This is a genomic window from Pseudomonas sp. yb_9, assembly GCF_043103635.1.
GTDB lineage: Bacteria > Pseudomonadota > Gammaproteobacteria > Pseudomonadales > Pseudomonadaceae > Aquipseudomonas > Aquipseudomonas monteilii.
In genome coordinates, this window is record NZ_JBICKA010000031.1 from 26,261 (window position 1) to 48,432 (window position 22,172).

The window sequence follows — 22,172 nt, forward strand, 5'->3', positions numbered from 1 at the left end:
CAGCCCCGATATCGAGCAGCAGCATCACAGCTTGGCGATAGACACTTCAGTCGACTTCACGAAGGCAATCACTTCGCTGCCAACCTGCAACTCCAGCTCCTTCACAGAACGGGTGGTGATGACCGAAGTCACGATACCCGAGGCGGTCTGTACGTCGATTTCCGACAGTACCGGGCCTTCGAGGATTTCTTTCACGGTGCCTTTGAACTGGTTGCGGACGTTGATGGCTTTGATAGTCATGATTTGATTCCTTCTGTATGGCTTCAGTCTGGTAAGTGAGTGAGTCAGTGCGCCCAACGCAACTGCGTGGGCAGAGGGGCTACAGGGTCCGGCTCGGGCGCAGTGCCCGGGGCCGACAGAACACGGTTGAGCACTTCGCTTTCCAGCGCGGCCAGGCGGTGCGAACCACGCGCCCGGGGCCGTGCCAGGTCGACAGTAAGGTCGAGCCCGACCTCGCCGTCCTCGATTAAAATCACCCGGTCAGCGACGGCAACGGCTTCGCTGACATCGTGGGTGACCAACAGCACGGTGAAGCCATGCTGACGCCACAGGCGCTCGATCAATTGCTGCATCTCGATACGGGTCAATGCATCCAGCGCACCCAGCGGCTCATCCAGCAGCAGCAGGCGTGGCTGGTGAATCAAGGCGCGGGCCAAGGCCACGCGCTGCTTCTGGCCACCCGAGAGGGCTGCCGGCCATTCATTGGCGCGATCAGCCAGGCCCACCGCCTCCAGCGCTTCCAGCGCACGTGGGCGCCAGTCACCAGACAGGCCCAGGCCAACGTTGTCGATCACCTTCTTCCAAGGCAGCAGGCGTGCGTCCTGGAACATCAGGCGGGTTTCCTCACGGGCCTCTTCCAGCGGCGCAGCACCGGCCAGCAGTTGGCCGGCGGTGGGTTGATCGAGCCCGGCCAGCAGGCGCAGCAAGGTGCTCTTGCCGCAGCCGCTGCGGCCAACGATGGCAACGAACTGGCCGGCCGGAATGTGCAGGTCGATACCTTTCAGCACTTCGCGCTGGCCAAAGGTCTTGCGCAGGCCATTGGAGGCCAGCGGGATGCCACGCAACAGGCGAGGTGGCTGTTCCTTGAGCACGGTCATGCACCCTCCTTCCTGGCTACTTGATAGGCCGGGTGCCAGCGCAGCCACACACGTTCCAGGCCGCGAGCGGCGAGGTCGGCGAGCTTGCCAAGCACGGCGTACAGGACGATGGCCAGTACCACCACGTCGGTCTGCAGGAACTCACGGGCATTCATTGCCAGGTAACCGATGCCGGCGTTGGCCGAGATGGTTTCCGCCACGATCAAGGTCAGCCACATGAAGCCCAGCGCAAAGCGCACACCCACCAGAATCGATGGCAGCGCCCCGGGCAGGATCACCTGGCGGAACAGGCTGAAGCCGGACAAGCCATAGCTGCGCGCCATTTCCACCAATGCCGGGTCGACATTACGAATGCCGTGGTAGGTGTTCAGGTAAATCGGGAACAACGTGCCCAGCGCGACCAGGAAAATCTTTGCCGACTCGTCGATACCGAACCACAGGATCACCAGCGGGATCAGTGCCAGGTGCGGCACGTTGCGGATCATCTGCACCGAGCTGTCGAGCAGGCGTTCGCCCCAGTTCGACAAGCCGGTGATGAACCCCAGCACCAGGCCGATGCTGCCGCCGATGACGAAGCCCAGGCCGGCACGCCAACCGCTGATGGCCAGGTGGGTCCAGATTTCGCCGCTGCGCACCAGCTCGACACCCGCGCTGGCCACAGCGCTGGGTGCCGGCAGAATGCGCGTCGACAGCCAGCCAGCGCTGACCGCTAACTGCCAGGCTGCCAACAGCAGCACCGGCAGCGCCCACGGCGCCAGGCGCTGGGCCAGGTTGGAGGAAGTTGCACGACTCATGGCCCGGCCCTCAGCTCTGCGACACGGACTTGGGCAGGATGTCGTTGGCTACCATCTCGCCGAACGGGCTTACGTAGCCGCCGGTTTTCGGTTGCTCCGGGCGTTGTACATCGAGGTACGGGAACAGCAGCTCAGCAACCCGGTACGACTCTTCCAGGTGTGGGTAACCCGAGAAGATGAAGGTATCGATACCCAGATCGGCGTATTCCTTCACCCGTGCTGCCACAGTCGGGCCATCGCCCACCAGTGCGGTACCGGCGCCGCCACGCACCAGGCCAACACCCGCCCACAGGTTGGGGCTGACTTCCAGGTTGTCGCGGTTGCCGCCATGCAAGGCAGCCATGCGCTGCTGGCCCACCGAGTCAAAGCGCGCCAGCGAGGCCTGGGCGCGGGCGATGGTGTCATCGTCCAGATGCGAAATCAGCTTGTCGGCAGCGGCCCAGGCCTCTTCGTTGGTTTCCCGCACGATCACATGCAGGCGGATACCGAAGCGTACTTCTCGGCCTTGAGCGGCCGCTTTTTCGCGCACCTGGGCAATTTTTTCGGCAACGGCTGCCGGTGGCTCACCCCAGGTCAGGTACAGCTCGACCTGCTCGGCGGCCAGGTCCTGTGCTGCCTCGGACGAGCCGCCGAAATACAGCGGCGGACGTGGTTGCTGAATCGGTGGGTAGAGCAGCTTGGCGCCCTTCACCTGAATGTGTTTGCCGTCGTAATCGACGTTTTCGCCTTCCAGCACCTTGCGCCAGATACGGGTGAATTCGACCGAGGCTTCGTAGCGCTCTTCATGGCTCAGGTGCAGGCCATCACCGGCCAGTTCGTCCGGGTCGCCACCGGTTACCAGGTTGAACAGGGCACGGCCATTGGACAGGCGATCCAGCGTTGCCGCCTGGCGTGCTGCCACGGTTGGCGAAATGATGCCTGGGCGCAGGGCCACCAGGAATTTCAGTCGCTGGGTCACAGGGATCAGCGACGCGGCCACCAGCCAGGAGTCCTCGCAGGAGCGCCCGGTGGGGATCAGCACCCCGCCAAAACCCAGACGGTCAGCGGCTTGGGCGATCTGCTGCAAGTAACCGTGGTCGACCGCACGGGCGCCGTCGGAAGTGCCCAGGTACTTGCCGTCACCGTGGGTTGGGAGGAACCAGAAAATGTTAAGGCTCATTGGAGTTGTCTCCTCAAGGGTGGCTCAGGCCAGGGCGACGCCCCGGCACAGGCGAATCAATCAAGGCGCGCTAGCGACCTTGGCCGGGGGTGTCCAGATCACGTCCTTGATGCTCAGTGGCTTGGGTATCAGCTTGAGCGCCTGGAAGGTGTCGGCGATTTTCTGTTGTGCGGCCACGACCTCGGGGGTGAGCGGCGCTGCACCGTAGCCTTGGCGTTTGACCGAGGTCAGGGTGATGTCGGCGGGCAGGCCGAGCAGCGGTGCGACCTGGTCGGTCACTTCTTGCGGGTTGGCCTGGGACCACTCGCCCACGGCGCGCACTTCCTCGATCACGGTGTTGATCACCGCCGGGTGCCGGGTGGCGTAGTTGCGGGTGGCCAGGTAGAACTGGTGGTTGTCGACCAGGCCCTTGCCATCACGCAGGGTGCGGGCCTGCAACTGTTGCTCGGCGGCGGCCTGGTACGGGTCCCAGATGACCCAGGCATCCACACTGCCCCGCTCGAAGGCGGCGCGGGCATCGGCGGGTGGCAGGTAGACGGGCTGGATGTCGCTGTACTTCAGGCCGGCATCTTCCAGCGCGCGCACCAACAGGTAGTGAACGTTCGAGCCTTTGTTGAGGACGACTTTCTTGCCCTTGAGGTCTTTCACCGACTGGATAGCTGAGCCTTTCGGCACCAGGATCGCCTCGCTGTGGGGTGCTGGCGGCTCGTAAGCCACATACAGCAGGTCGGCACCGGCAGCCTGGGCGAATACAGGCGGGGTCTCGCCGGTTACGCCAAAATCGATGGAGCCGACATTCAGCCCTTCAAGCAGCTGCGGTCCACCGGGGAACTCGGTCCACTGCACCTGCACGCCCTGCTCTGCCAGGCGCTTTTCCAGCGTGCCCTTGGCCTTGAGCAGCACCAGGGTGCCGTATTTCTGGTAACCGATACGCAGGCTTTCGGCCTGGGCTTGGGTAATGGCGCCGAAGGACACAGCCGCCGCAAACAGGGCGACCAGACCGCGACGCAAGAAGACTGTGCGCATGGCGCTCTCCTGTACGTTTGGGTTCGGGTTGCACCTGCTTGCCTCGTTGTCGGGCGAGTAAGGTGGTGAAGCGGGTTGGGCCGGTCAGATGCTCCAGCGAGCGCTGATCAGGCGTTCATTCAGTACGCCGGGGGCCACGGGGCGTGGCCGACGGGCCAGGGCAACGTGGAAGGTTTCCAGCGAGTCCAGCAGGCGTTCTTCCAGTGCCGGTACCAACTGCGCGGGCTTCGTGCCGTCTGCGTAAGACACCTGGCTGTCGTCGGCGAAGATCCCTTGCAGGGTCTCTTGTGCCTTGAGTGCCGACAGCACGGGTTTCAATGCGTAATCCACCGCCAGCATGTGGGCGATGCTGCCACCGGTGGCGATTGGCAATACGATCTTGTGCGCCAGGGCGCGTTCGGGCAGCAGGTCGAGCAGTGTTTTCAGTGCACCGGCAAACGACGCCTTGTACACCGGAGTGGAAACGATCAGGCCATCGGCCTGGGCTACCAGCTGTTGGAAGTGCTGCACATGCGGGCTGTCGAAACGGGCATGCAGCAGGTCTTCGGCGGGGAAGTCACGTACCTGGAACGTCACCACTTCAACGCCACGGCCCTGCAGCCACTGGCGCGAACGCTCAAGCAGCGCGCCGGAGCGTGAACGAGGACTTGGGCTACCACCGATTGAGACGACCAGCATTGCAGCGCTTCCTTGTGTTCTGTTGAGGGAGACATTAACAGCTGCTACATATATCTAGAAATCATATTTTTTCATTTGTTTATTCTTTTTAGATACAAGACTTGACGGTTGTAGGAGGGCGTACATCGAGCGCCGCCCGCGCGGCGCATCGCGAGCTGTGCTCGCTCCTACGTTTGTTTCGGGCCAATTATTCCTGTGGAATTTGAGCGCAAACGCTTTGGTGTACTCGATATCGCGTCGTATGAACTAGGTGGTCGCGCGCGCCTGTCACAGGCGTTACTGGCCCGAAACAAACGTAGGAGCGAGCACAGCTCGCGATGCGCCGCGCGGGCGGCGCTCGATCTCACAGGCACCAAAAATCTATAGGCATAAAAAAGGGCCGTCGAAACGGCCCGAAAATCCCTGCTTGGCTAAGAGCAATGCAACGAGGAATCCTTTAACGATTAGGCTGCGGGGTCAGACGCAGGTAGGGTTTGACCGCCCGGTATCCTTTCGGGAAGCGCTGCTTGATCTCTTCCTCGTCCTTGAGCGAAGGCACGATCACCACCTCGTCACCGTCCTGCCAGTTACCTGGTGTGGCGACCTTGTGGTTGTCGGTCAGTTGCAGCGAGTCGATCACCCGCAGAATTTCATTGAAATTGCGCCCGGTACTGGCCGGATAGGTAATGGTCAGGCGCACCTTCTTGTTCGGGTCGATCACGAACAGCGAACGCACGGTGAGGGTGTCACTGGCGTTCGGGTGGATCAGGTCGTACAGGTCGGACACCTTGCGGTCGGCGTCGGCGATGATCGGGAAATTGACCACGGTGTTCTGGGTTTCGTTGATGTCATCGATCCAGCGGTGGTGCGAGTCGACCGGGTCTACCGACAAGGCGATGGCCTTGACCCCACGCTTGGCGAAATCATCTTTCAGCTTGGCGGTCAGGCCCAGCTCGGTGGTGCACACCGGGGTGAAGTCGGCCGGGTGGGAGAACAATACCCCCCAGCTGTTGCCCAGCCACTCGTGGAAGCGGATTTTGCCTTCGCTGGAATCCTGTTCGAAATCGGGGGCGATATCGCCGAGTTTGAGGCTCATGGGCTGCGGCTCCTTGGCTGGGTTCTGTACCGTATGGGTTCAATGTGCCTGCATTCGGTTAAAAACAAAAAGAATAAATAACGATTTATTTATAACCATAATGCATACGAATTCGTAGGCACAAAAAAGCCTCGCACTAGGCGAGGCTTCTGGTTCAGCTACGGCTTACAGGAAGTTGTAAGTGTAGTTGAAGATCAAACGGGTCTGATCTTGGTCAGCCAGCGAGCTGGTGCCAGTACCACGGTATACGCCGTGACGCAGGCTGGCGCCCAGGCCCTTGAAGGTGCCTTCCTGGATGACGTAGTCAACGCGGGCGTCACGTTCCCATTCGCTGAAGGTGCCGTTGCCATTGGCGTTCTTGCCATCTTCACCTTTCAGGTAAGAAACCGAAGCTTTCAGGCCAGGCACGCCCAGACGTGCGAAGTCATAGGCGTACTGACCGAACGTGGTGTTTTCACCGGCCTTGGCGAACTGGTTGATCATGCTGTCGGTGAACAGGTAGAAGCTCGAACCACCAGCACCTTCGTTGCGGCCATTGCCATCAACCACGTTGCCTTGGTTCAGCCAGACGAAACCACCGTCGTCATTGACGCGCTGGTGGCCGAGCAGGAACGAGTGGCCACCCAGGGTGTAGGTGAAGATCGCGGACCAGGTCTTGTTGTCGACCTCGCCAGTGTTCTTGGCATAACCGCCATTGTTGCTGAAGCGGTAACCGGCCTCACCGTTCTTGCCGTCGCTGCTGCTGTCGAAGTAGCGCAGGTCAGTCTTGAACGACTGGTCGTCAGCGATCTTGAACACGTGGGTCGCGCCCAGGAAGTGCTGCTTGTAGAAGTCTTCCAGGTTCGAGTAGTAGTACTGCAGGGTCAGGTCTGGCGTGAGCTTGTAGTCCAGGCCGCCGTAGCGGAACTTGTTGCTGTCCTGGGTAGCACCGGCTACCGACAGGCCGGTACGGTTGCTCGATGCACGGCCCATGGCGTGGGTCAGCTGACCGGCGTTGATGGTCAGGTTGTCGATTTCCTTCGACTGGATGGTGCCACCCTCGAAGGTTTGCGGCAGCAGACGGCCATCGTTGGAGACCAGGATCGGCAGGTTTGGCGCCAAGGCGCTACCGAAGTGAGCTTCAGTCTTGGAGAAGCGAGCTTTGGCGTTGGCGCCGAAACGGCCCCACTGGCTTACCGCAGAGCCATCGCTATCGTCCGGCATGAAACCACTTTTGTGGTAGCCGCGACCGCCGTCCAGCTGGATACCCCACAACGCCTGAGCATCGACACCGAACCCGACAGTGCCTTCAGTGAAGCCGGAAATGTAATCGAGCTTGAAACCCTGACCAGACTCACGCTGATCCGGGCGTGGATCGCTGTGGGTTTCACGATTGTCGTTGTTGAAGTACATGGTGCGCGAGCTGAGCGACAGTTTGCTGTCTTCAACGAAACCGGCAGCGCCTGCTTGTTGGGCGAGAACCCCCAGTGCCACGGCCAGAGCCAGGCTGGACTTGTACATAATTTGCTCCTCTACGTTCTAATTCTTGTGTATCTCTGGCGGCGAGGTCTGCTGCCCCGCTCACCGTGGATTGGCGATTTAGTCCCAAAGCGTGACTCATAAGTCAATCGTTTCTAAACGTTTCGAGACTTTGGTCTAAGACGCCACCTGCGCTACAGGATAATGACAATCCTATAAATCCAAAATGACCGTTTTATGAATTTGTAAGATTTTTACGGAATATGCTCGGAACCTTTACTGCCATTCGTTGTAGCAGCAACGCCATTCATAACATTTGGTTATTTGCAAACGTTTGCTCATAACCTAATTCCGTATCGTTCTATAGGGACGAAAAAGCCTAGCAGGTGCCTCAGCATTCGCCATTGAAGGTAATCAACGATCTTGGGCTTAAAGCATTTGGCTCCTAAGCTAATGCAAAAAAGTTATTTATTTTCAGATTATTAGATCATTTAGTCTTCTCGTCACCCATCACATCGATTGCCTGACGAGAGGTCCACCATGATCCCGCACGCTCCGCTGCGCCTGTTCGCCGCCCTGACCCTCGCCAGCACCAGCTGGTTTGCCCAGGCTGCCGACCTGACGGTGGCCTATCAGACCACCGTCGACCCAGCCAAAGTGGCGCAGGTAGACGGCGACTACGAAAAAGCCAGCAAGGCCAGCATCGACTGGCGCAAATTCGATAATGGCGCCGACGTAATCACCGCCGTGGCCAGCGGTGATGTTCAGATCGGCTATCTGGGTTCCAGCCCGCTGGCGGCTGCCGCCACCCGCAAGCTACCCGTCGAGACCTTCCTCATCGCCACCCAGATCGGTGCCGGTGAAGCGCTGGTCGCCCGCGACAGCATCAAGACGCCGCAAGACCTGATCGGCAAGAAAGTCGCTGTACCGTTCGTGTCTACCGGCCACTACAGCCTGCTGGCAGCACTTAAAAGCTGGAATATCGACCCGTCCAAGGTACAGATCCTCAACCTGGCACCACCGGCCATCATTGCCGCCTGGAAACGCGGTGACATCGACGCCACCTACGTGTGGGACCCGGCCCTGGGCGTAGCCAAGGAAAACGGCAAGGTGCTGATCACCTCGGGCGAACTGGCTCAGAAAGGCGCCCCCACCTTCGATGCCTGGATCGTGCGCAAGGACTTCGCTGAGAAGCACCCGGATGTGGTCAAGGCCTTTGCCAAAGTCACCCTCGATGCCTACGCCGACTACCGCAAGGACCCGAAAGCCTGGCTGGCCGACAAGGGCAACGTAGACAAGCTGGTGAAGCTGTCCGGCGCCAAGGCCAGCGACATCCCGGTCCTGCTGGAGGGCAATGTCTACCCACTGGCCGCAGACCAGGCCAATGCCCTGGGCGCGCCGACCACCCAGGCACTGACCGACACGGCCAATTTCCTCAAGCAGCAGGGCAAGGTCGACGCCGTGCTGCCGGACTACTCGCCGTACGTCAGCGCCAAGTTCCTCCCAAACTGATCCGGAGCCCGTCATGGCCTTGCTTGAACTGGAGCGCATCAGCGCACAGTACCCTGGCGCCAGCACCCCGGTGCTGGCCGACATCAACCTGAGCCTGGGCCCGCGCCAGCTGCTGGTGGCCCTGGGGCCGTCCGGCAGCGGCAAGACCTCGCTGCTCAACCTGATCGCCGGCTTCGTCGCCCCCAGTGGCGGGCGAATCACCCTCGATGGCGTACCGGTGCACGGCCCGGGTGCCGAGCGCGGCGTGGTGTTCCAGGACGATGCCCTGCTGCCATGGCAGAACGTGCTGGGCAATGTCGCCTTCGGCCTCGAACTGGCTGGCGTGCCCCGCGCCCAGCGTGAAGCCAAGGCCCGTGAAATGCTCGCACTCGTCGACCTGGATGGCTTTGGCGACCGACGCATCTGGGAATTGTCCGGTGGCCAGAAGCAGCGCGTAGGCCTGGCCCGCGCACTGGCGGCCGATCCAAGGGTGTTGCTGATGGATGAACCGTTCGGCGCCCTCGACGCCTTCACCCGCGAACAGATGCAGGAACTGCTGCTGCAGGTCTGGCAACGCACCGCCAAACCGGTGTTCCTGATTACCCACGACATTGAAGAAGCGGTGTTCCTCGCCAGCGAGCTGGTGCTACTGGCACCCAACCCGGGCCGCGTGGTGGAGCGCCTGCAACTGGACTTCGGCCAGCGCTATGCCGCTGGCGAATCGGCCCGGGCGATCAAATCCGACCCACGCTTCATCGAAACCCGCGAGCATGTGCTGGCGCGGGTGTTCTCCCAACGCCAAAGCCTGCAGGAGCGCGCATGAGCAGCCTGGACCTGCCGGTTGCCGGCAAGCACGACACCCAAAGCCGGCCTGTTGCAACAGCGCGCCGCCAACTCTCTACCCGCTGGATCAGTACCCTGACCCTGGCCAGCCTGCTGCTGGTCTGGTGGCTGGTGACGGCCGCCGGCTGGATCGAGCCCCTGTTCCTGCCTTCGCCCGGTGACATCCTGGCCAGGGCCTGGACCTTGCTGACCCAAGGCTACATGGACGCCAGCCTGTGGCAGCACCTGGGCGCAAGCCTGGGCCGCATCGGCCTGGCACTGGTGGCCGCGACCCTGACCGCGATCCCGGTGGGCATCGCCATCGGCTACAACCGCGTGGCCCGTGGCATCCTCGACCCGCTGATCGAGTTCTACCGGCCGATACCGCCGCTTGCATACCTGCCGCTGATCGTCATCTGGTGCGGCATCGGCGAGCTGTCGAAGGTGCTCCTGATTTACCTGGCGATCTTCGCCCCCATCGCCATTGCCACCGCCACCGGCGTGCGCACGGTCGACCCCGCCAAGCTGCGTGCGGCGCAGTCGCTGGGCGCCACCAAGGCCCAGCTGATCCGCCATGTGATCCTGCCCAGTGCATTGCCCGACATCCTTACCGGCATCCGCATCGGCCTGGGGGTCGGCTGGTCGACTCTGGTGGCCGCCGAACTGATTGCGGCCACCAGCGGCCTGGGCTTCATGGTGCAGTCGGCGGCGCAGTTTTTGGTCACCGATGTGGTGGTGCTGGGCATCCTGCTGATCGCCCTGATCGCCTTCGCCCTGGAAATGGGCCTGCGTGCCCTGCAACGCAAACTGGTGCCCTGGCACGGACAGAGCCACTGATTGCCGACTGACCATGCCGGCAACCCGGCGCCTAGAACGAGAAAAGACATGAGCCTGACCGTTACCCCCCTCAGCCCGGCCCTCGGCGCTCAGATCAGCGGCGTGGATATCAGCCGCGAGATCTCGGCCGAACAGCGCGATGCCATCGAGCAGGCGCTGCTCAAGCATCAGGTGCTTTTCTTCCGCGACCAGCCGATCAACCCGGAACAGCAAGCGCGCTTTGCCGCCCGCTTCGGCGACCTGCACATTCACCCGATCTACCCCAACGTGCCGGAAACCCCGCAGGTGCTGGTGCTCGACACGGCGGTGACCGATGTACGCGACAACGCCGTGTGGCACACCGACGTGACGTTCTTGCCAACCCCAGCACTGGGCGCGGTGCTCAGCGCCAAGCAGTTGCCGGCTTACGGTGGCGATACCCTGTGGGCCAGCGGCATTGCGGCGTTCGAAGCCTTGTCGGCACCGTTGCGCGCAATGCTCGACGGGCTGACCGCCACCCACGACTTCACCAAGTCGTTTCCGCTGGAGCGCTTCGGCACCACGCCGCAAGACCTGGCGCGCTGGGAGGCGACACGGCGCAACAACCCGCCGCTGTCACACCCGGTGGTGCGCACGCATCCGGTGAGCGGGCGCAAGGCGCTGTTCGTCAATGAAGGGTTCACTACACGCATCAATGAGCTGAGCGAGCTGGAAAGCGAAGCGCTGTTGAAGCTGCTGTTCGCCCATGCGACGCGGCCGGAGTTCAGCATTCGCTGGCGTTGGCAGGAGAATGACGTGGCGTTCTGGGACAACCGCGTGACCCAGCATTTTGCGGTGGATGACTACCGGCCGAACCGGCGGGTGATGCACCGGGCGACCATCCTGGGGGATGCACCCTTCTGACAGATTTTGGGAGGCCTTCGGCCTCCTTTCGCGACACAAGGCCGCTCCTACAGGAGATGGCGTACCTCTGTAGGAGCGGCCTTGTGTCGCGATGGGCCGCAAAGCGGCCCCGGCGATCTAACGGACCAGATGCAGGTACTGCATGTGCCGCTCGTACTGGTCCAGGATGTCGTTGATGATCTGCTCCTTGCTGTAGCCCACCAGGTCATAGTTCTGGCTGCCTTCGCTCAGGTGCACCTCCGCCCGGTAATAACGGCGGTTCTTCAACTCCTGCGTGCCCAGCCCACCCAAGGCGAATGACGGTGTGAAATACCCACGCATCTGCACCTGGTAGATGAACGGCTGCTCCTCGCCATGGCCAATCTTCAGGCTGACGTTGTCGTGGCTCGGGTCATCCTGGGTGATCAGCACCAGCCCCTTCTGCTCGAACACCTCACGGACCTCGGCAATCGCCGGGCGCACTACGTCGTCCATGAAGCGGTACACCTCATCACGCGACGGGAAATGCACGGCATGGCTCAGGCGCTGGCGCCAGCCACCTCGACCGCGACGTGACTGGGCGAACGGGGCCAGTGAGTGCATCTGCGCGATCTGCCGCTGCGACTCCAGGTAGAACGCCTTGTGCAGCCCCCACATCATGCACAACAGAATCAGCGAGAACGGCAGCGAGGTCAGTACCACCGCCGACTTCAGCGAGTCGATGCTGCCCGCGAACAACAGCGCACTGGTGATCAGCGCGGTCATCGCGCCCCAGAAGATGCGCAGCCAGTTCGGCCCGTCCTCATCGGCTTCACCCCCCTTGGCCGACAAGGTCGACAGCACCACGGTGCCCGAGTCGGCCGACGTGACAAAGAACACGAAGCTGATGAACACCGTGGTGGCGATCACCGCCTTGCTCCAGGGGTAAGTCTCCAGCAGCAGGTACAGGCTCATCGACGGGTTATCCAGTGCCGACTGGCCCAGTGCGGTCATGCCATGGTTGATCACCTGGTCCAGCGCGCTGTTGCCGAAGATCGACATCCACGCCAGGGTGAACCCCAACGGGATCAGCAGCACGCCAAAGACGAACTCGCGGATGGTACGGCCACGGGAGATACGGGCGATGAACAGGCCCACAAACGGTGCCCAGGCAATCCACCAGGCCCAGTAGAACACCGTCCAGCCACCCAGCCAGTCACGGTTTTCGCCGTAGGCATACACATCGAAACTCTTGCGTGGCAAAGCGCCCAGATAGTCGCCAAGGTTCTGGATCAGCGTATTGAACAGGTGCTGGGTCGGCCCGGCGAACAGCACGAACAGCAGCAGTGCGCAGGCCAGGAACAGGTTGATGTCGCTCATCACCCGTACGCCCTTCTCCACCCCGGCAACGGCCACGGCGACCGCCGCGCCCATCATCAGGGTGATGAGGATCACCTGCACCCACTGGCTGTGGCTGATGCCGAACAGGTAGTCCAGGCCCGCATTCAGGTGCAGCACGCCAAAGCCCATGTCGGCCCCCAGGCCGAACACCGTGGCGATGATGCCGAAGCCATCCACTGCGTAGCCGATCGGCCCGTTGATGCGCTTTCCGATCAGCGGGTACAGCGCCGAACGCAACGCCAGCGGCAGGTTGTGCCGGTAGGCGAAATAGGCCAGGGCCATGCCGACGAAGGCGAACACCCCCCAGCCATGCAGGCCCCAGTGCAGGAACAGAATCTGCATCGCCTGGCGCCCGGCCTCTGCCGTGCCCGCTTCGCCCTGGGGCGGCTGCAGCATGTGGGTGAGCGGTTCGGAAACACAGAAGAAGAACAACGTGATGCTGATACCAGCGGCAAACAGCATGCCGGCCCACGACAGATAACTGAACTCGGGTTCGTCGTGGTCGGCACCGAGCTTGATCTTGCCGTAGCCGGACAAGGCGGTGACCACCACGAAGACCAGGTACAGCGTCATGGCCAGCATGTAGTACCAGCCGACCGTGTTGGCCGCCCAGTTCTGCGCTGCCAGCAACCAGTCACCTGCGGCTTGCGGGTTGGAAATGACTACCAGGCCAAAAATGAGGATGAAACTTGCCGCGAAATAGAACACCGGAGGGTTCATGCGGATAGTGCTGTTGGAAGGGATCGGCGCACTCATGAGGTATGCACCTCGTCGAATGACGTGAGGTTCGGAATGAACGGGTTCAGCAAAGGAATCCTCCTGTTGAACACCGGCAGCGGACCAGCGTTTTTCATTGAACAAGCGTTCAAGTTAAACATGGATCGAATTTCATTGCGAACCGGGGCGCCGATTGGCGCCCTCTCGTTCCAGCCTCGTCGCGGCCTACCGCAAGGTTAGATCAGTTCTTGTCCTGGCAATCCAGCTGCAGGTTGGCCTGGGTAATGTTGCTTTCAGCCGGCACACTGCGGGTCAGCCACACATTGCCGCCAATGGTCGAACCTTTGCCGATGGTAATGCGCCCCAACACCGTGGCCCCGGCATAGATCACCACATCGTCCTCGACAATCGGGTGCCGTGGCAGGCCTTTGTGCAGGGTCCCCGACTCATCGCTCGGGAAGCGCTTGGCGCCCAGGGTCACGGCCTGGTAGATGCGCACGCGCTCGCCGATGATCGCGGTTTCGCCAATCACCACACCGGTCCCGTGGTCGATGAAGAAGCTCGGGCCAATCTGCGCGCCGGGGTGAATGTCGATACCGGTGGCCGAATGCGCCAGCTCCGAGCTGATCCGCGCCAGCAGCGGCAAGCCGGCCTGGTACAGGTGGTGCGCCAGGCGGTGGTGGATGATCGCCAGGATACCCGGGTAGCACAGCAGCACTTCATCCACGCTGCGCGCTGCCGGGTCACCGTGGTAGGCGGCCAGCACGTCGGTGTCGAGCAGTACGCGCAGTTCCGGTAGCGCAGCTGCAAAACCCTGGATCAGGCTCAGCGCATGGGCATCGACGCCAGCCAGCTCAGCCTTGCTTTGCCGTGCCGCATAGCGCAGTTCAAGGCGAGCCTGGGCAAGCAAGGCGGTCAGCGCGGCATCCAGGGTATGGCCGACGTAGAAATCTTCGCTCTCTTCGCGCAAATCGACCGGGCCAAGGCGCATGGGGAACAGCGCGCCGCACAGTTGCTCCAGAATCTGCCGCATCGCCTCGCGCGACGGCAACTCGCGCCCGCCCTGCTCGCCAATGCTGCGGCCATTACGGGTGCGCCATTGCTCACGGGCGCCGCGCAGGCCACTGACGATGCTCTGCAACTGCCAGTGCGCGGATGAAGGTTGTTCGCTCACGGTTTTCTCCTGCCGTATAGGCCATCTAATGGTGTCGCCAGGCCCGCGAAGAGGCCGGGCCTGACTACATGCGATCCACTCTACGGCAAATCAGCCCCTTGGAAAAAACAACGCTTTATTCCATCCTGCGCTAAGTCAGGCATAAGCCGCGATGACGGCACAGGCATCCTCGCCTACCCTCAAAGCAGCCAGCTCCTGGCACCAATCAAAATGGAAATAACAAAATAATTTTTTAGTATTTCCTGGCCTAAGCAGCCAACCCTATAGTCGCCACCTCACTACTTACACAACAAGCGCGGGGCTCTGACATGTCGAAATTCGCCAAACCGCTACTCAATGCTACCCTGGCTGTTCTGCTGGGTACCGGCCTGCTCAGCCAGGCCTTCGCGGGCGAGCAGCTGAAGACCATCCAGGAAAAAGGCGTGATCAACGTCGGCCTGGAAGGCACCTACCCACCGTTCAGCTTCCAGGACGAAAACGGCAAGCTGACTGGCTTCGAAGTGGAGCTGTCCGAGCTGCTGGCCAAGGAGCTGGGGGTCAAGGCCAAGGTCCAACCGACCAAGTGGGACGGCATCCTCGCTGCGCTGGAGTCCAAGCGCCTGGACGTAGTCATCAACCAGGTGACCATTTCCGAAGAGCGCAAGAAGAAGTACGACTTCTCCGAGCCCTACACCATCTCCGGCATCCAGGCGCTGATCCTGAAGAAGAAGGCCGAGCAGTTGAACATCCACAAGGCCGCCGACCTGGCCGGCAAGAAAGTGGGCGTGGGCCTGGGCACCAACTACGAACAGTGGGTGAAAAAAGACGTGCCGCAAGCCGATGTGCGCACCTATGAAGACGACCCGAGCAAGTTCGCCGACCTGCGTAACGGCCGCATCGACGCCATCCTGATCGACCGCCTGGCCGCGCTGGAATACGCGCAAAAAGCCAAGGACACGGAGCTGGCCGGCGATGCCTTCTCGCGCCTGGAAAGCGGCGTGGCCCTGCGCAAGGGCGAGCCTGAGCTGCTCGATGCCATCAACAAGGCCATCGACAAGCTCAAGGCTGACGGCACGCTGGCCAAGCTGTCCGAGAAATACTTCGGTGCTGATGTCACCAAATGATCGCTGAAAGCCTGCAACTCGTTGTCGACTCCACGCCCTTCCTGCTGAAGGGCGCGGGTTATACGGTGCTGCTCAGCGTTGGCGGCATGTTCTTCGGCCTGGTGCTGGGCTTTGCCCTGGCGCTGATGCGCCTGTCGAAGATCTTGCCGCTGAACTGGCTGGCGCGGATCTACGTATCGTTTTTCCGCGGCACGCCGCTGCTGGTGCAGCTGTTCGTGATCTATTTCGGCATGCCGCAGATCGGCATCGAACTCGACCCCATCCCCGCCTCGCTGATCGGCTTGTCGTTGAACATGGCGGCCTACATCTGCGAGATCCTGCGCGCAGCCATCTCCTCGATCGACCGTGGCCAGTGGGAAGCGGCCGCCAGCATCGGCATGACCCGCGTCCAGGCCATGCGCCGGGCGATCCTGCCACAAGCCTTGCGCACTGCGCTGCCACCGCTGGGCAACAGCTTCATTTCGCTGGTCAAGGACACCGCCCTGGCCGCCACCATCCAGGTGCCCGAACTGTTCCGCCAGGCGCAGCTGATTACCGCACGCACCTTCGAAGTGTTCACCATGTACGTGGCGGTCGCGGTCATCTACTGGGTGCTGTGCAGCATCCTCGCGCACTTCCAGAACCGCATGGAAGCGCGGGTCAACCAGCATGACCAGGAGCACTGAGCATGATTGAAGTCAAAGGCCTGACCAAGCGGTTCAAGGGCCAGACCGTGCTCAACGGTATCGACCTGACCGTACAGCCCGGCGAAGTGGTGGCCATCATCGGCCCCAGCGGCTCGGGCAAGACCACCTTCCTGCGCTGCCTCAACCTGCTGGAAACCCCGGATGCCGGGCAGATCCAGATCGGCGCTATCAGCATCGATGCCAACCGCCCGCTGGGCGGGCAGCAAAGTGCAATTCGCCGTTTGCGCCAGCAAGCAGGGTTCGTGTTCCAGAACTTCAACCTGTTCCCGCACCGCACCGCCCTGGAGAACGTGATCGAGGGGCCGGTGATCGTCAAGAAGACGCCCCGCGAGCAGGCCATCGACCTTGGCCGGCGCCTGCTGGCCAAGGTTGGCCTGGCAGGCAAGGAAGACGCCTACCCCCGGCGCTTGTCCGGTGGTCAGCAGCAACGGGTGGCTATCGCCCGTGCCCTGGCCATGGAGCCGGAGGTGATCCTGTTCGACGAACCCACCTCGGCACTGGATCCGGAGCTGGTAGGTGAAGTGCTGGCGACCATCCGCGGCCTGGCCGAGGAGAAGCGCACCATGATCATCGTCACGCACGAAATGAGCTTTGCCCGGGATGTGGCGAACCGGGTGATCTTCTTCGACAAGGGCGTGATCGTGGAACAGGGTGAGGCCAAGGCGCTGTTTGCGGCGCCGAAGGAAGAGCGCACACGGCAGTTCTTGCGCAAGTTCCTGGGTACTGCCGCCTCCGAGTAAACCTGCTACGGCCTCTTCGCGGGCAAGCCCGCTCCCACACGAACCTCAGCGCTTCCAAGGCTGGTGGGGATCCTGTGGGAGCGGGCTTGCCCGCGAAAGGGCCGGTACATCCCCAGCAAATCCCTCTTCTATAGATATTCCAAATAGTTAGTTCATAAACTTTTTATAAAGCATTAGGGTATATAAACCGGACCACCGGACCAGCACATATCTGTCGCGATCAGCTGTAGCGGCACAACTTTTTTGTGAGGTCAGGAATGGTCAGGATCACAATCACCCCAGTGCGTAACGCCAGGGCATTGAGTGCAGCCAAGGAGCGGTACTGATGTCCAGCCAGCCAAACACCCAATTCAACAGCGATCTCGACAGCTCGCCCCTGCTGCTGCCGGCCAAGGTGCTGCGCAACGACGCCGAAGCCTTGCAAGCGGCCCGCGAACTGGCTGAGGTCGCCCGCGAGCAGGCCGCACGCCGCGACCAGCAACGCAAACTGCCTTGGGCCGAGATCGAACTGTTCACCCGCAGCGGCCTGGGCAGCATCAGCGTACCCAAGGCCCACGGCGGCCCCGACGTGTCGTTCGAAACCGTTGCCGAAGTGTTCCGCCTGATCAGCACCGCCGACCCGGCCCTGGGGCAGATCCCGCAGAACCAGTTCGGCATGCTGCAACTGATTCGCCTGACAGCCACCGAGGCGCAACAGGCGCTGATCTTCCGCAGCGTGCTCGACGGTTGGCGCATCGGCAATGCCGGCCCCGAGCGCGGCACCAAAGACACCCTCACCCTCAAGGCCCGAATCACTCGCACTGGTGACAGCTATCGCATCAGCGGCGAGAAGTTCTATTCCACCGGCGCCCTGTTCGCCCACTGGGTGGCCGTCAAGGCACTGGACGACGAAGGCCGTCAGCGCCTGGCGTTCGTGCGCCGTGGCAGCCCGGGGCTGCGCATCGTCGATGACTGGTCCGGGTTCGGCCAACGCACCACTGCCAGCGGCACCGTGCTGCTGGACCAGGTGCCGGTCGACGCGGAGCTGGTGATCGACAACTGGCGCCAGCGTGATATCCCCAACATCCAGGGTGCGGCTTCACAGCTGATCCAGGCGGCAATTGATGCCGGCATAGCCGAAGCAGCAATTGATGATGCGATCACCTTCGTGCGCGAAAAGTCTCGCCCGTGGATCGAAGCCAACGTGGACCGCGCCAGCGACGACCCGTATGTCATCGCCGACATCGGGCGCCTGAAGCTTGAGCTACACGCCGCCGAAGCGCTGCTGCGCAAGGCTGCGCGGGTACTGGACGAAGTCAATGCCGCGCCAATCGACGCAGCCAGTGCGGCGCGAGCCTCGATTGCCGTGGCCGAGGCCAAGGTGCTGACCACCGAGATTTCCCTGCAAGCCAGCGAGAAGCTGTTCGAGCTGGCTGGCAGCCGCGCCACCCTTGCCGAGTTCAACCTCGACCGCCACTGGCGCAATGCCCGGGTGCACACCCTGCATGACCCGGTGCGCTGGAAGTACCACGCGGTGGGCGCTTACCACCTCAACGGCACCCTGCCTGCGCGGCATTCCTGGATCTGATTTGCTGCCTTTGGGGCTGCTGCGCAGCCCTTCGCGGGCTTGCCCGCTCCCACAGGATTACCACTGCCTGAACAGGCATCACTTTACCTGTGGGAGCGGGCAAGCCCGCGAAGGGCCGCGCAGCGGCCCCCGGAGAACACCATGACTACAAATATCATCACCAGCGATACCGAAGCCCTGAATGTCGCCGAAGACATCGCCCAGCAACTGCGCCGCGACAGCGCCCTGCGCGACCGCGAGCGCCGCCTGCCCCACGCCGAACTGGAGCTGTTTACCCGCTCCGGCCTGTGGGCCATCAGCGTACCCAAGGCCTTCGGCGGCGCTGGCGTGTCCAACGTCACCCTGGCCAAGATCATTGCCCGTATCGCCCAGGCCGACGGCTCGCTCGGGCAGATCCCGCAAAACCACTTCTACGGCCTGGAAGTGCTGCGGGTAAATGGCACTCCCGAGCAGCAGCAGCGCCTGTACGCCGAAGTGCTGGCAGGCAAGCGTTTCGGCAACGCCCTGGCCGAACTGGGCACCAAGACCGCCAACGAGCGCACTACTCGCCTGAGCCGTGATGGTGACGGTTTCCGCATCAATGGCCGCAAGTTCTACTCTACGGGCGCGATCTACGCCCAGCGTATTCCCACCTCGGTCATTGATGAACAGGGCGTGCAGCAGCTGGCCTTTGTCCCGGCCGACAGCCAGGGCCTGCAAGTGATCGACGACTGGAGCGGTTTCGGCCAGCGCACCACCGGCAGTGGCTCGGTGGTGTTCGACAACGTGTACGTCAGCGCTGCCGACGTCGTGCCGTTCCAGAGCGCCTTCGAGCGCCCTACCCCGGTCGGCCCGCTGGCGCAGATCCTTCATGCCGCCATCGACACCGGCATCGCCCGTGCCGCGTACGAAGATGCCCTGCACTTCGTGCGCACCCGCAGCCGCCCGTGGGTCGACTCCGGCCTGGACAAAGCCACGGACGACCCGCTGACCCTCAAAAGCTTCGGTCACCTGGCAATCCGCCTGCACGCCGCCGAGGCCCTGCTGGAACGCGCCGGTGAATACCTCGACCGCGCCCGCGACGACAGCACCGCCGACAATGTGGCCGCCGCCTCCATCGCCGTGGCCGAAGCACGGGCCATCAGCACCGAGATTTCCCTTGCCGCCGGTACCGCCCTGTTCGAGCTGGGCGGCAGCCAGGCCACCCTGGCCGAACACAACCTCGACCGCCACTGGCGCAACGCCCGCGTGCACACCCTGCACGACCCGGTGCGCTGGAAGTACCACGCCATCGGCAACTACTACCTCAACGATGCCAACCCGCCACGCCGGGGGACCATCTGATGGCCAAGCAGCTCCTGCTCAATGCCTTCAACATGAACTGCATCGGGCACATCAACCATGGGTTGTGGACCCACCCACGGGACACTTCGACCCAGTACAAGACCCTGGACTACTGGACCAACCTGGCACGCCTGCTGGAACGCGGCCTGTTCGATGGGCTGTTCATTGCCGACATCGTGGGCACCTACGACATCTACGGTCAGTCGCTGGACGTCACCCTCAAGGAGTCGATCCAGCTGCCGGTCAACGACCCGCTGCTGCTGGTTTCGGCCATGGCTGCAGTTACCCGCCACCTGGGTTTCGGCCTTACCGCTAACCTCACCTACGAGGCGCCGTACCTGTTCGCCCGGCGCCTTTCCACCCTCGACCACCTGAGCAATGGCCGGGTGGGCTGGAACATCGTCACCGGCTACCTCGACAGCGCCGCCCGGGCCATGGGCCTGGCGCAACAACCGGAGCATGACCGCCGCTACGACCAGGCCGACGAATACCTGCAGGTGCTGTACAAGCTGCTGGAAGGCAGCTGGGCAGACGATGCCGTAGTCGCCGACCGCCAGCAGCGCGTGTACGCCCAACCCGACAAGGTGCGCAAAGTCAGCCACCACGGCGAGTTCTACAACGTCGAGGGCTATCACCTGAGCGAACCCTCGCCACAGCGCACGCCGGTGCTGTTCCAGGCCGGCAGCTCGCAGCGCGGCCTGGCCTTTGCCGGCAACCATGCCGAATGCGTGTTCATCAGTGGCCAGGACAAAGCCGCCACCCGCGCCCAGGTCGACAAGGTGCGCGCCGCTGCACAGGCCGCCGGCCGCGACCCGCAGGCAATCAAGGTGTTCATGGGTATCACGGTGATCGTGGCAGCCACCGAGCAAGAGGCCCAGGCCAAGCATGCCGAGTACTTGCGCCATGCAAGCCCTGAAGCCGGCGTCGCGCACTTCGCGGCATCCACCGGCATCGACTTTGCGGCGTATGAACTGGACGAGCCAATCGGCTTCAGCCAGGGCAACGCCATTCAGTCCGCCACGCGCCAGTTACAAGACAACGCCTGGACCCGCCGACGTCTGATTGAGCAGCACGCCCTCGGTGGCCGCTACGTAACCTTGGTCGGCTCACCTGACCAGGTGGCCGAGCAGTTGATCGCGTGGATTGATGAAACCGGCCTGGACGGTTTCAACCTGACCCGCACCGTCACCCCGGAAAGCTTCGAAGACTTCATCGACCTGGTCATCCCGCAACTGCAGCAGCGTGGCCGCTACAAGACGGCCTACGCCGAAGGCACCCTGCGCGAGAAGCTGTTCCAGGCCGACCACCCGCACTTGCCCGCCGACCACCCTGGTTTGGCCTATCGCTTTGTCCCTTCCCCTGCCTCGACTGGAGTCCCGCACCATGCTTGAGAAACTGTTCCGGCCCGTCGCGGCCATTGCCCTCACCCTTGGCCTGTCCGCCCACGCCCTGGCAGCCGACCCACTGAAGATCGGCACCACCTCGGCCTTTGCGATCCCGCTGGAAGCCGCCGTGGAAGAAGCGCACAAGCAAGGCCTGGAAGTGAAGCTCATCGAGTTCAGCGACTGGATCGCACCCAACGTCAGCCTCAACAGCGGCGACATCGACGTGAACTACTTCCAGCACATCCCGTTCCTGGAAAACGCCAAGGCAGCTGCCGGCTTCAACCTGGTGCCTTACGCACCGGGCATCATCAACAACGTTGGCCTGTACTCGAAAGCGTACAAAAGCTTTGCCGAGCTGCCTGAAGGCGCCAGCGTGGCCATTGCCAACGACCCGATCAACAGCGGCCGGGGCCTGCAACTGCTGGCCAAGGCCGGGTTGATCAGCCTGAAGCCAGGCGTTGGTTACAAGGCCACCGAGGACGACATCGTCGCCAACCCGAAAAAGCTGAAAATCCTTCAGGTCGAGGCGGTTCAGCTGGTCCGCGCTTACGATGACGCCGACCTGGTGCAGGGTTACCCGGCCTACATCCGCTTGGCCAACACCTTCGATGCCACCTCGGCATTGCTGTTCGACGGCCTGGAAAACAAGGAATACGTGATCCAGTTCGTCATTCGCCCACAGAGCAAGGACGACCCGCGCCTGGCCAAGTTTGTTGACATCTACCAGCACTCGCCAGCCGTGCGTGCAGCGCTGGACAAAGCCCACGGCAAGCTCTACCAAGCCGGCTGGGAAGGCTGA

At 62.4% G+C, this 22,172-nt stretch carries 21 protein-coding genes; 11 read left to right on the top strand and 10 right to left on the bottom strand.

Features of this window, described 5'->3' with window-relative positions; genetic code table 11:
- Positions 1–24: 24 nt before the first annotated feature.
- The 8 genes from ACF8MI_RS08520 to ACF8MI_RS08555 form a co-directional block, all read right to left on the bottom strand.
- Entirely contained in the window at positions 25–240 is a 216-nt protein-coding gene (locus ACF8MI_RS08520; protein ID WP_008095172.1) for a molybdopterin-binding protein, read from the bottom strand.
- Positions 241–284: 44 nt separating this feature from the next.
- The gene (gene ssuB / locus ACF8MI_RS08525; RefSeq protein ID WP_019096900.1) at positions 285–1,097 is read right to left on the bottom strand and encodes an aliphatic sulfonates ABC transporter ATP-binding protein; all 813 of its coding nucleotides are present in this window, start codon (positions 1,095–1,097) and stop codon (positions 285–287) included.
- Entirely contained in the window at positions 1,094–1,891 is a 798-nt protein-coding gene (gene ssuC, locus ACF8MI_RS08530) for an aliphatic sulfonate ABC transporter permease SsuC (RefSeq protein ID WP_200928945.1), read from the bottom strand. The genes ssuB and ssuC overlap by 4 nt, the downstream gene beginning before the upstream one ends.
- 10 nt (positions 1,892–1,901) lie before the next feature.
- On the bottom strand, positions 1,902–3,050 hold the full coding sequence (ssuD, locus tag ACF8MI_RS08535; protein WP_156867786.1) for an FMNH2-dependent alkanesulfonate monooxygenase: 1,149 nt from the start codon (positions 3,048–3,050) through the stop codon (positions 1,902–1,904).
- Between the two features lie 60 nt (positions 3,051–3,110).
- The gene (locus ACF8MI_RS08540; protein WP_060501275.1) at positions 3,111–4,076 is read right to left on the bottom strand and encodes a sulfonate ABC transporter substrate-binding protein; all 966 of its coding nucleotides are present in this window, start codon (positions 4,074–4,076) and stop codon (positions 3,111–3,113) included.
- Between the two features lie 84 nt (positions 4,077–4,160).
- Positions 4,161–4,754: an NADPH-dependent FMN reductase gene (gene ssuE, locus ACF8MI_RS08545; RefSeq protein WP_200928944.1), complete on the bottom strand. Its 594-nt coding sequence runs from the start codon at positions 4,752–4,754 to the stop codon at positions 4,161–4,163.
- A gap of 436 nt (positions 4,755–5,190) precedes the next feature.
- Positions 5,191–5,829 (bottom strand): peroxiredoxin, encoded by a 639-nt coding sequence (locus ACF8MI_RS08550; protein ID WP_019096904.1) that lies wholly within the window; start codon positions 5,827–5,829, stop codon positions 5,191–5,193.
- A gap of 165 nt (positions 5,830–5,994) precedes the next feature.
- Positions 5,995–7,329 carry an OprD family porin gene (locus tag ACF8MI_RS08555; RefSeq protein ID WP_060499427.1) on the bottom strand — a complete coding sequence of 445 codons (1,335 nt, stop codon included), beginning with the start codon at positions 7,327–7,329 and terminating at the stop codon, positions 5,995–5,997.
- Positions 7,330–7,827: 498 nt separating this feature from the next.
- Between ACF8MI_RS08555 and tauA the strand changes: the two genes are divergently transcribed.
- Genes tauA through tauD form a run of 4 tightly spaced genes read left to right on the top strand, consistent with a single transcriptional unit; the run spans position 7,828 to position 11,319 of the window.
- Positions 7,828–8,799: a taurine ABC transporter substrate-binding protein gene (gene tauA, locus ACF8MI_RS08560; RefSeq protein ID WP_060499428.1), complete on the top strand. Its 972-nt coding sequence runs from the start codon at positions 7,828–7,830 to the stop codon at positions 8,797–8,799.
- A gap of 13 nt (positions 8,800–8,812) precedes the next feature.
- A complete protein-coding gene (tauB, locus tag ACF8MI_RS08565) occupies positions 8,813–9,601 on the top strand; it encodes a taurine ABC transporter ATP-binding subunit (RefSeq protein WP_060499429.1) in 789 nt (262 codons plus the stop codon).
- On the top strand, positions 9,598–10,437 hold the full coding sequence (gene tauC, locus ACF8MI_RS08570) for a taurine ABC transporter permease TauC (protein WP_200928943.1): 840 nt from the start codon (positions 9,598–9,600) through the stop codon (positions 10,435–10,437). Before tauB ends, tauC begins: the two co-directional genes overlap by 4 nt.
- A gap of 48 nt (positions 10,438–10,485) precedes the next feature.
- Positions 10,486–11,319: a taurine dioxygenase gene (tauD, locus tag ACF8MI_RS08575; protein WP_060499431.1), complete on the top strand. Its 834-nt coding sequence runs from the start codon at positions 10,486–10,488 to the stop codon at positions 11,317–11,319.
- A 117-nt stretch (positions 11,320–11,436) separates the two neighbouring features.
- Here tauD and betT read toward each other — a convergent pair whose 3' ends face one another.
- Together betT and epsC are read right to left on the bottom strand one after the other, a co-directional pair.
- The gene (gene betT / locus ACF8MI_RS08580; RefSeq protein WP_200929446.1) at positions 11,437–13,398 is read right to left on the bottom strand and encodes a choline transporter BetT; all 1,962 of its coding nucleotides are present in this window, start codon (positions 13,396–13,398) and stop codon (positions 11,437–11,439) included.
- A gap of 238 nt (positions 13,399–13,636) precedes the next feature.
- Positions 13,637–14,569, bottom strand: a complete 933-nt coding sequence (epsC, locus tag ACF8MI_RS08585) for a serine O-acetyltransferase EpsC (RefSeq protein ID WP_016714447.1) — start codon at positions 14,567–14,569, stop codon at positions 13,637–13,639.
- A 308-nt stretch (positions 14,570–14,877) separates the two neighbouring features.
- Between epsC and tcyJ the strand changes: the two genes are divergently transcribed.
- The 7 genes from tcyJ to ACF8MI_RS08620 all read left to right on the top strand — a co-directional run bounded on the left by tcyJ (position 14,878) and on the right by ACF8MI_RS08620 (position 22,172).
- A complete protein-coding gene (gene tcyJ / locus ACF8MI_RS08590) occupies positions 14,878–15,672 on the top strand; it encodes a cystine ABC transporter substrate-binding protein (RefSeq protein ID WP_016714446.1) in 795 nt (264 codons plus the stop codon).
- Positions 15,669–16,337, top strand: a complete 669-nt coding sequence (tcyL, locus tag ACF8MI_RS08595) for a cystine ABC transporter permease (protein ID WP_016714445.1) — start codon at positions 15,669–15,671, stop codon at positions 16,335–16,337. The genes tcyJ and tcyL overlap by 4 nt, the downstream gene beginning before the upstream one ends.
- Before the next feature lie 2 nt (positions 16,338–16,339).
- Positions 16,340–17,098, top strand: a complete 759-nt coding sequence (gene tcyN, locus ACF8MI_RS08600) for an L-cystine ABC transporter ATP-binding protein TcyN (protein WP_060499433.1) — start codon at positions 16,340–16,342, stop codon at positions 17,096–17,098.
- A gap of 325 nt (positions 17,099–17,423) precedes the next feature.
- Positions 17,424–18,665: an SfnB family sulfur acquisition oxidoreductase gene (locus ACF8MI_RS08605; protein WP_060499434.1), complete on the top strand. Its 1,242-nt coding sequence runs from the start codon at positions 17,424–17,426 to the stop codon at positions 18,663–18,665.
- Between the two features lie 141 nt (positions 18,666–18,806).
- The gene (locus ACF8MI_RS08610) at positions 18,807–19,988 is read left to right on the top strand and encodes an SfnB family sulfur acquisition oxidoreductase (RefSeq protein WP_104833629.1); all 1,182 of its coding nucleotides are present in this window, start codon (positions 18,807–18,809) and stop codon (positions 19,986–19,988) included.
- The gene (locus ACF8MI_RS08615) at positions 19,988–21,379 is read left to right on the top strand and encodes an LLM class flavin-dependent oxidoreductase (protein WP_200928942.1); all 1,392 of its coding nucleotides are present in this window, start codon (positions 19,988–19,990) and stop codon (positions 21,377–21,379) included. Before ACF8MI_RS08610 ends, ACF8MI_RS08615 begins: the two co-directional genes overlap by 1 nt.
- Positions 21,372–22,172 (top strand): MetQ/NlpA family ABC transporter substrate-binding protein, encoded by an 801-nt coding sequence (locus ACF8MI_RS08620; RefSeq protein WP_060499437.1) that lies wholly within the window; start codon positions 21,372–21,374, stop codon positions 22,170–22,172. Before ACF8MI_RS08615 ends, ACF8MI_RS08620 begins: the two co-directional genes overlap by 8 nt.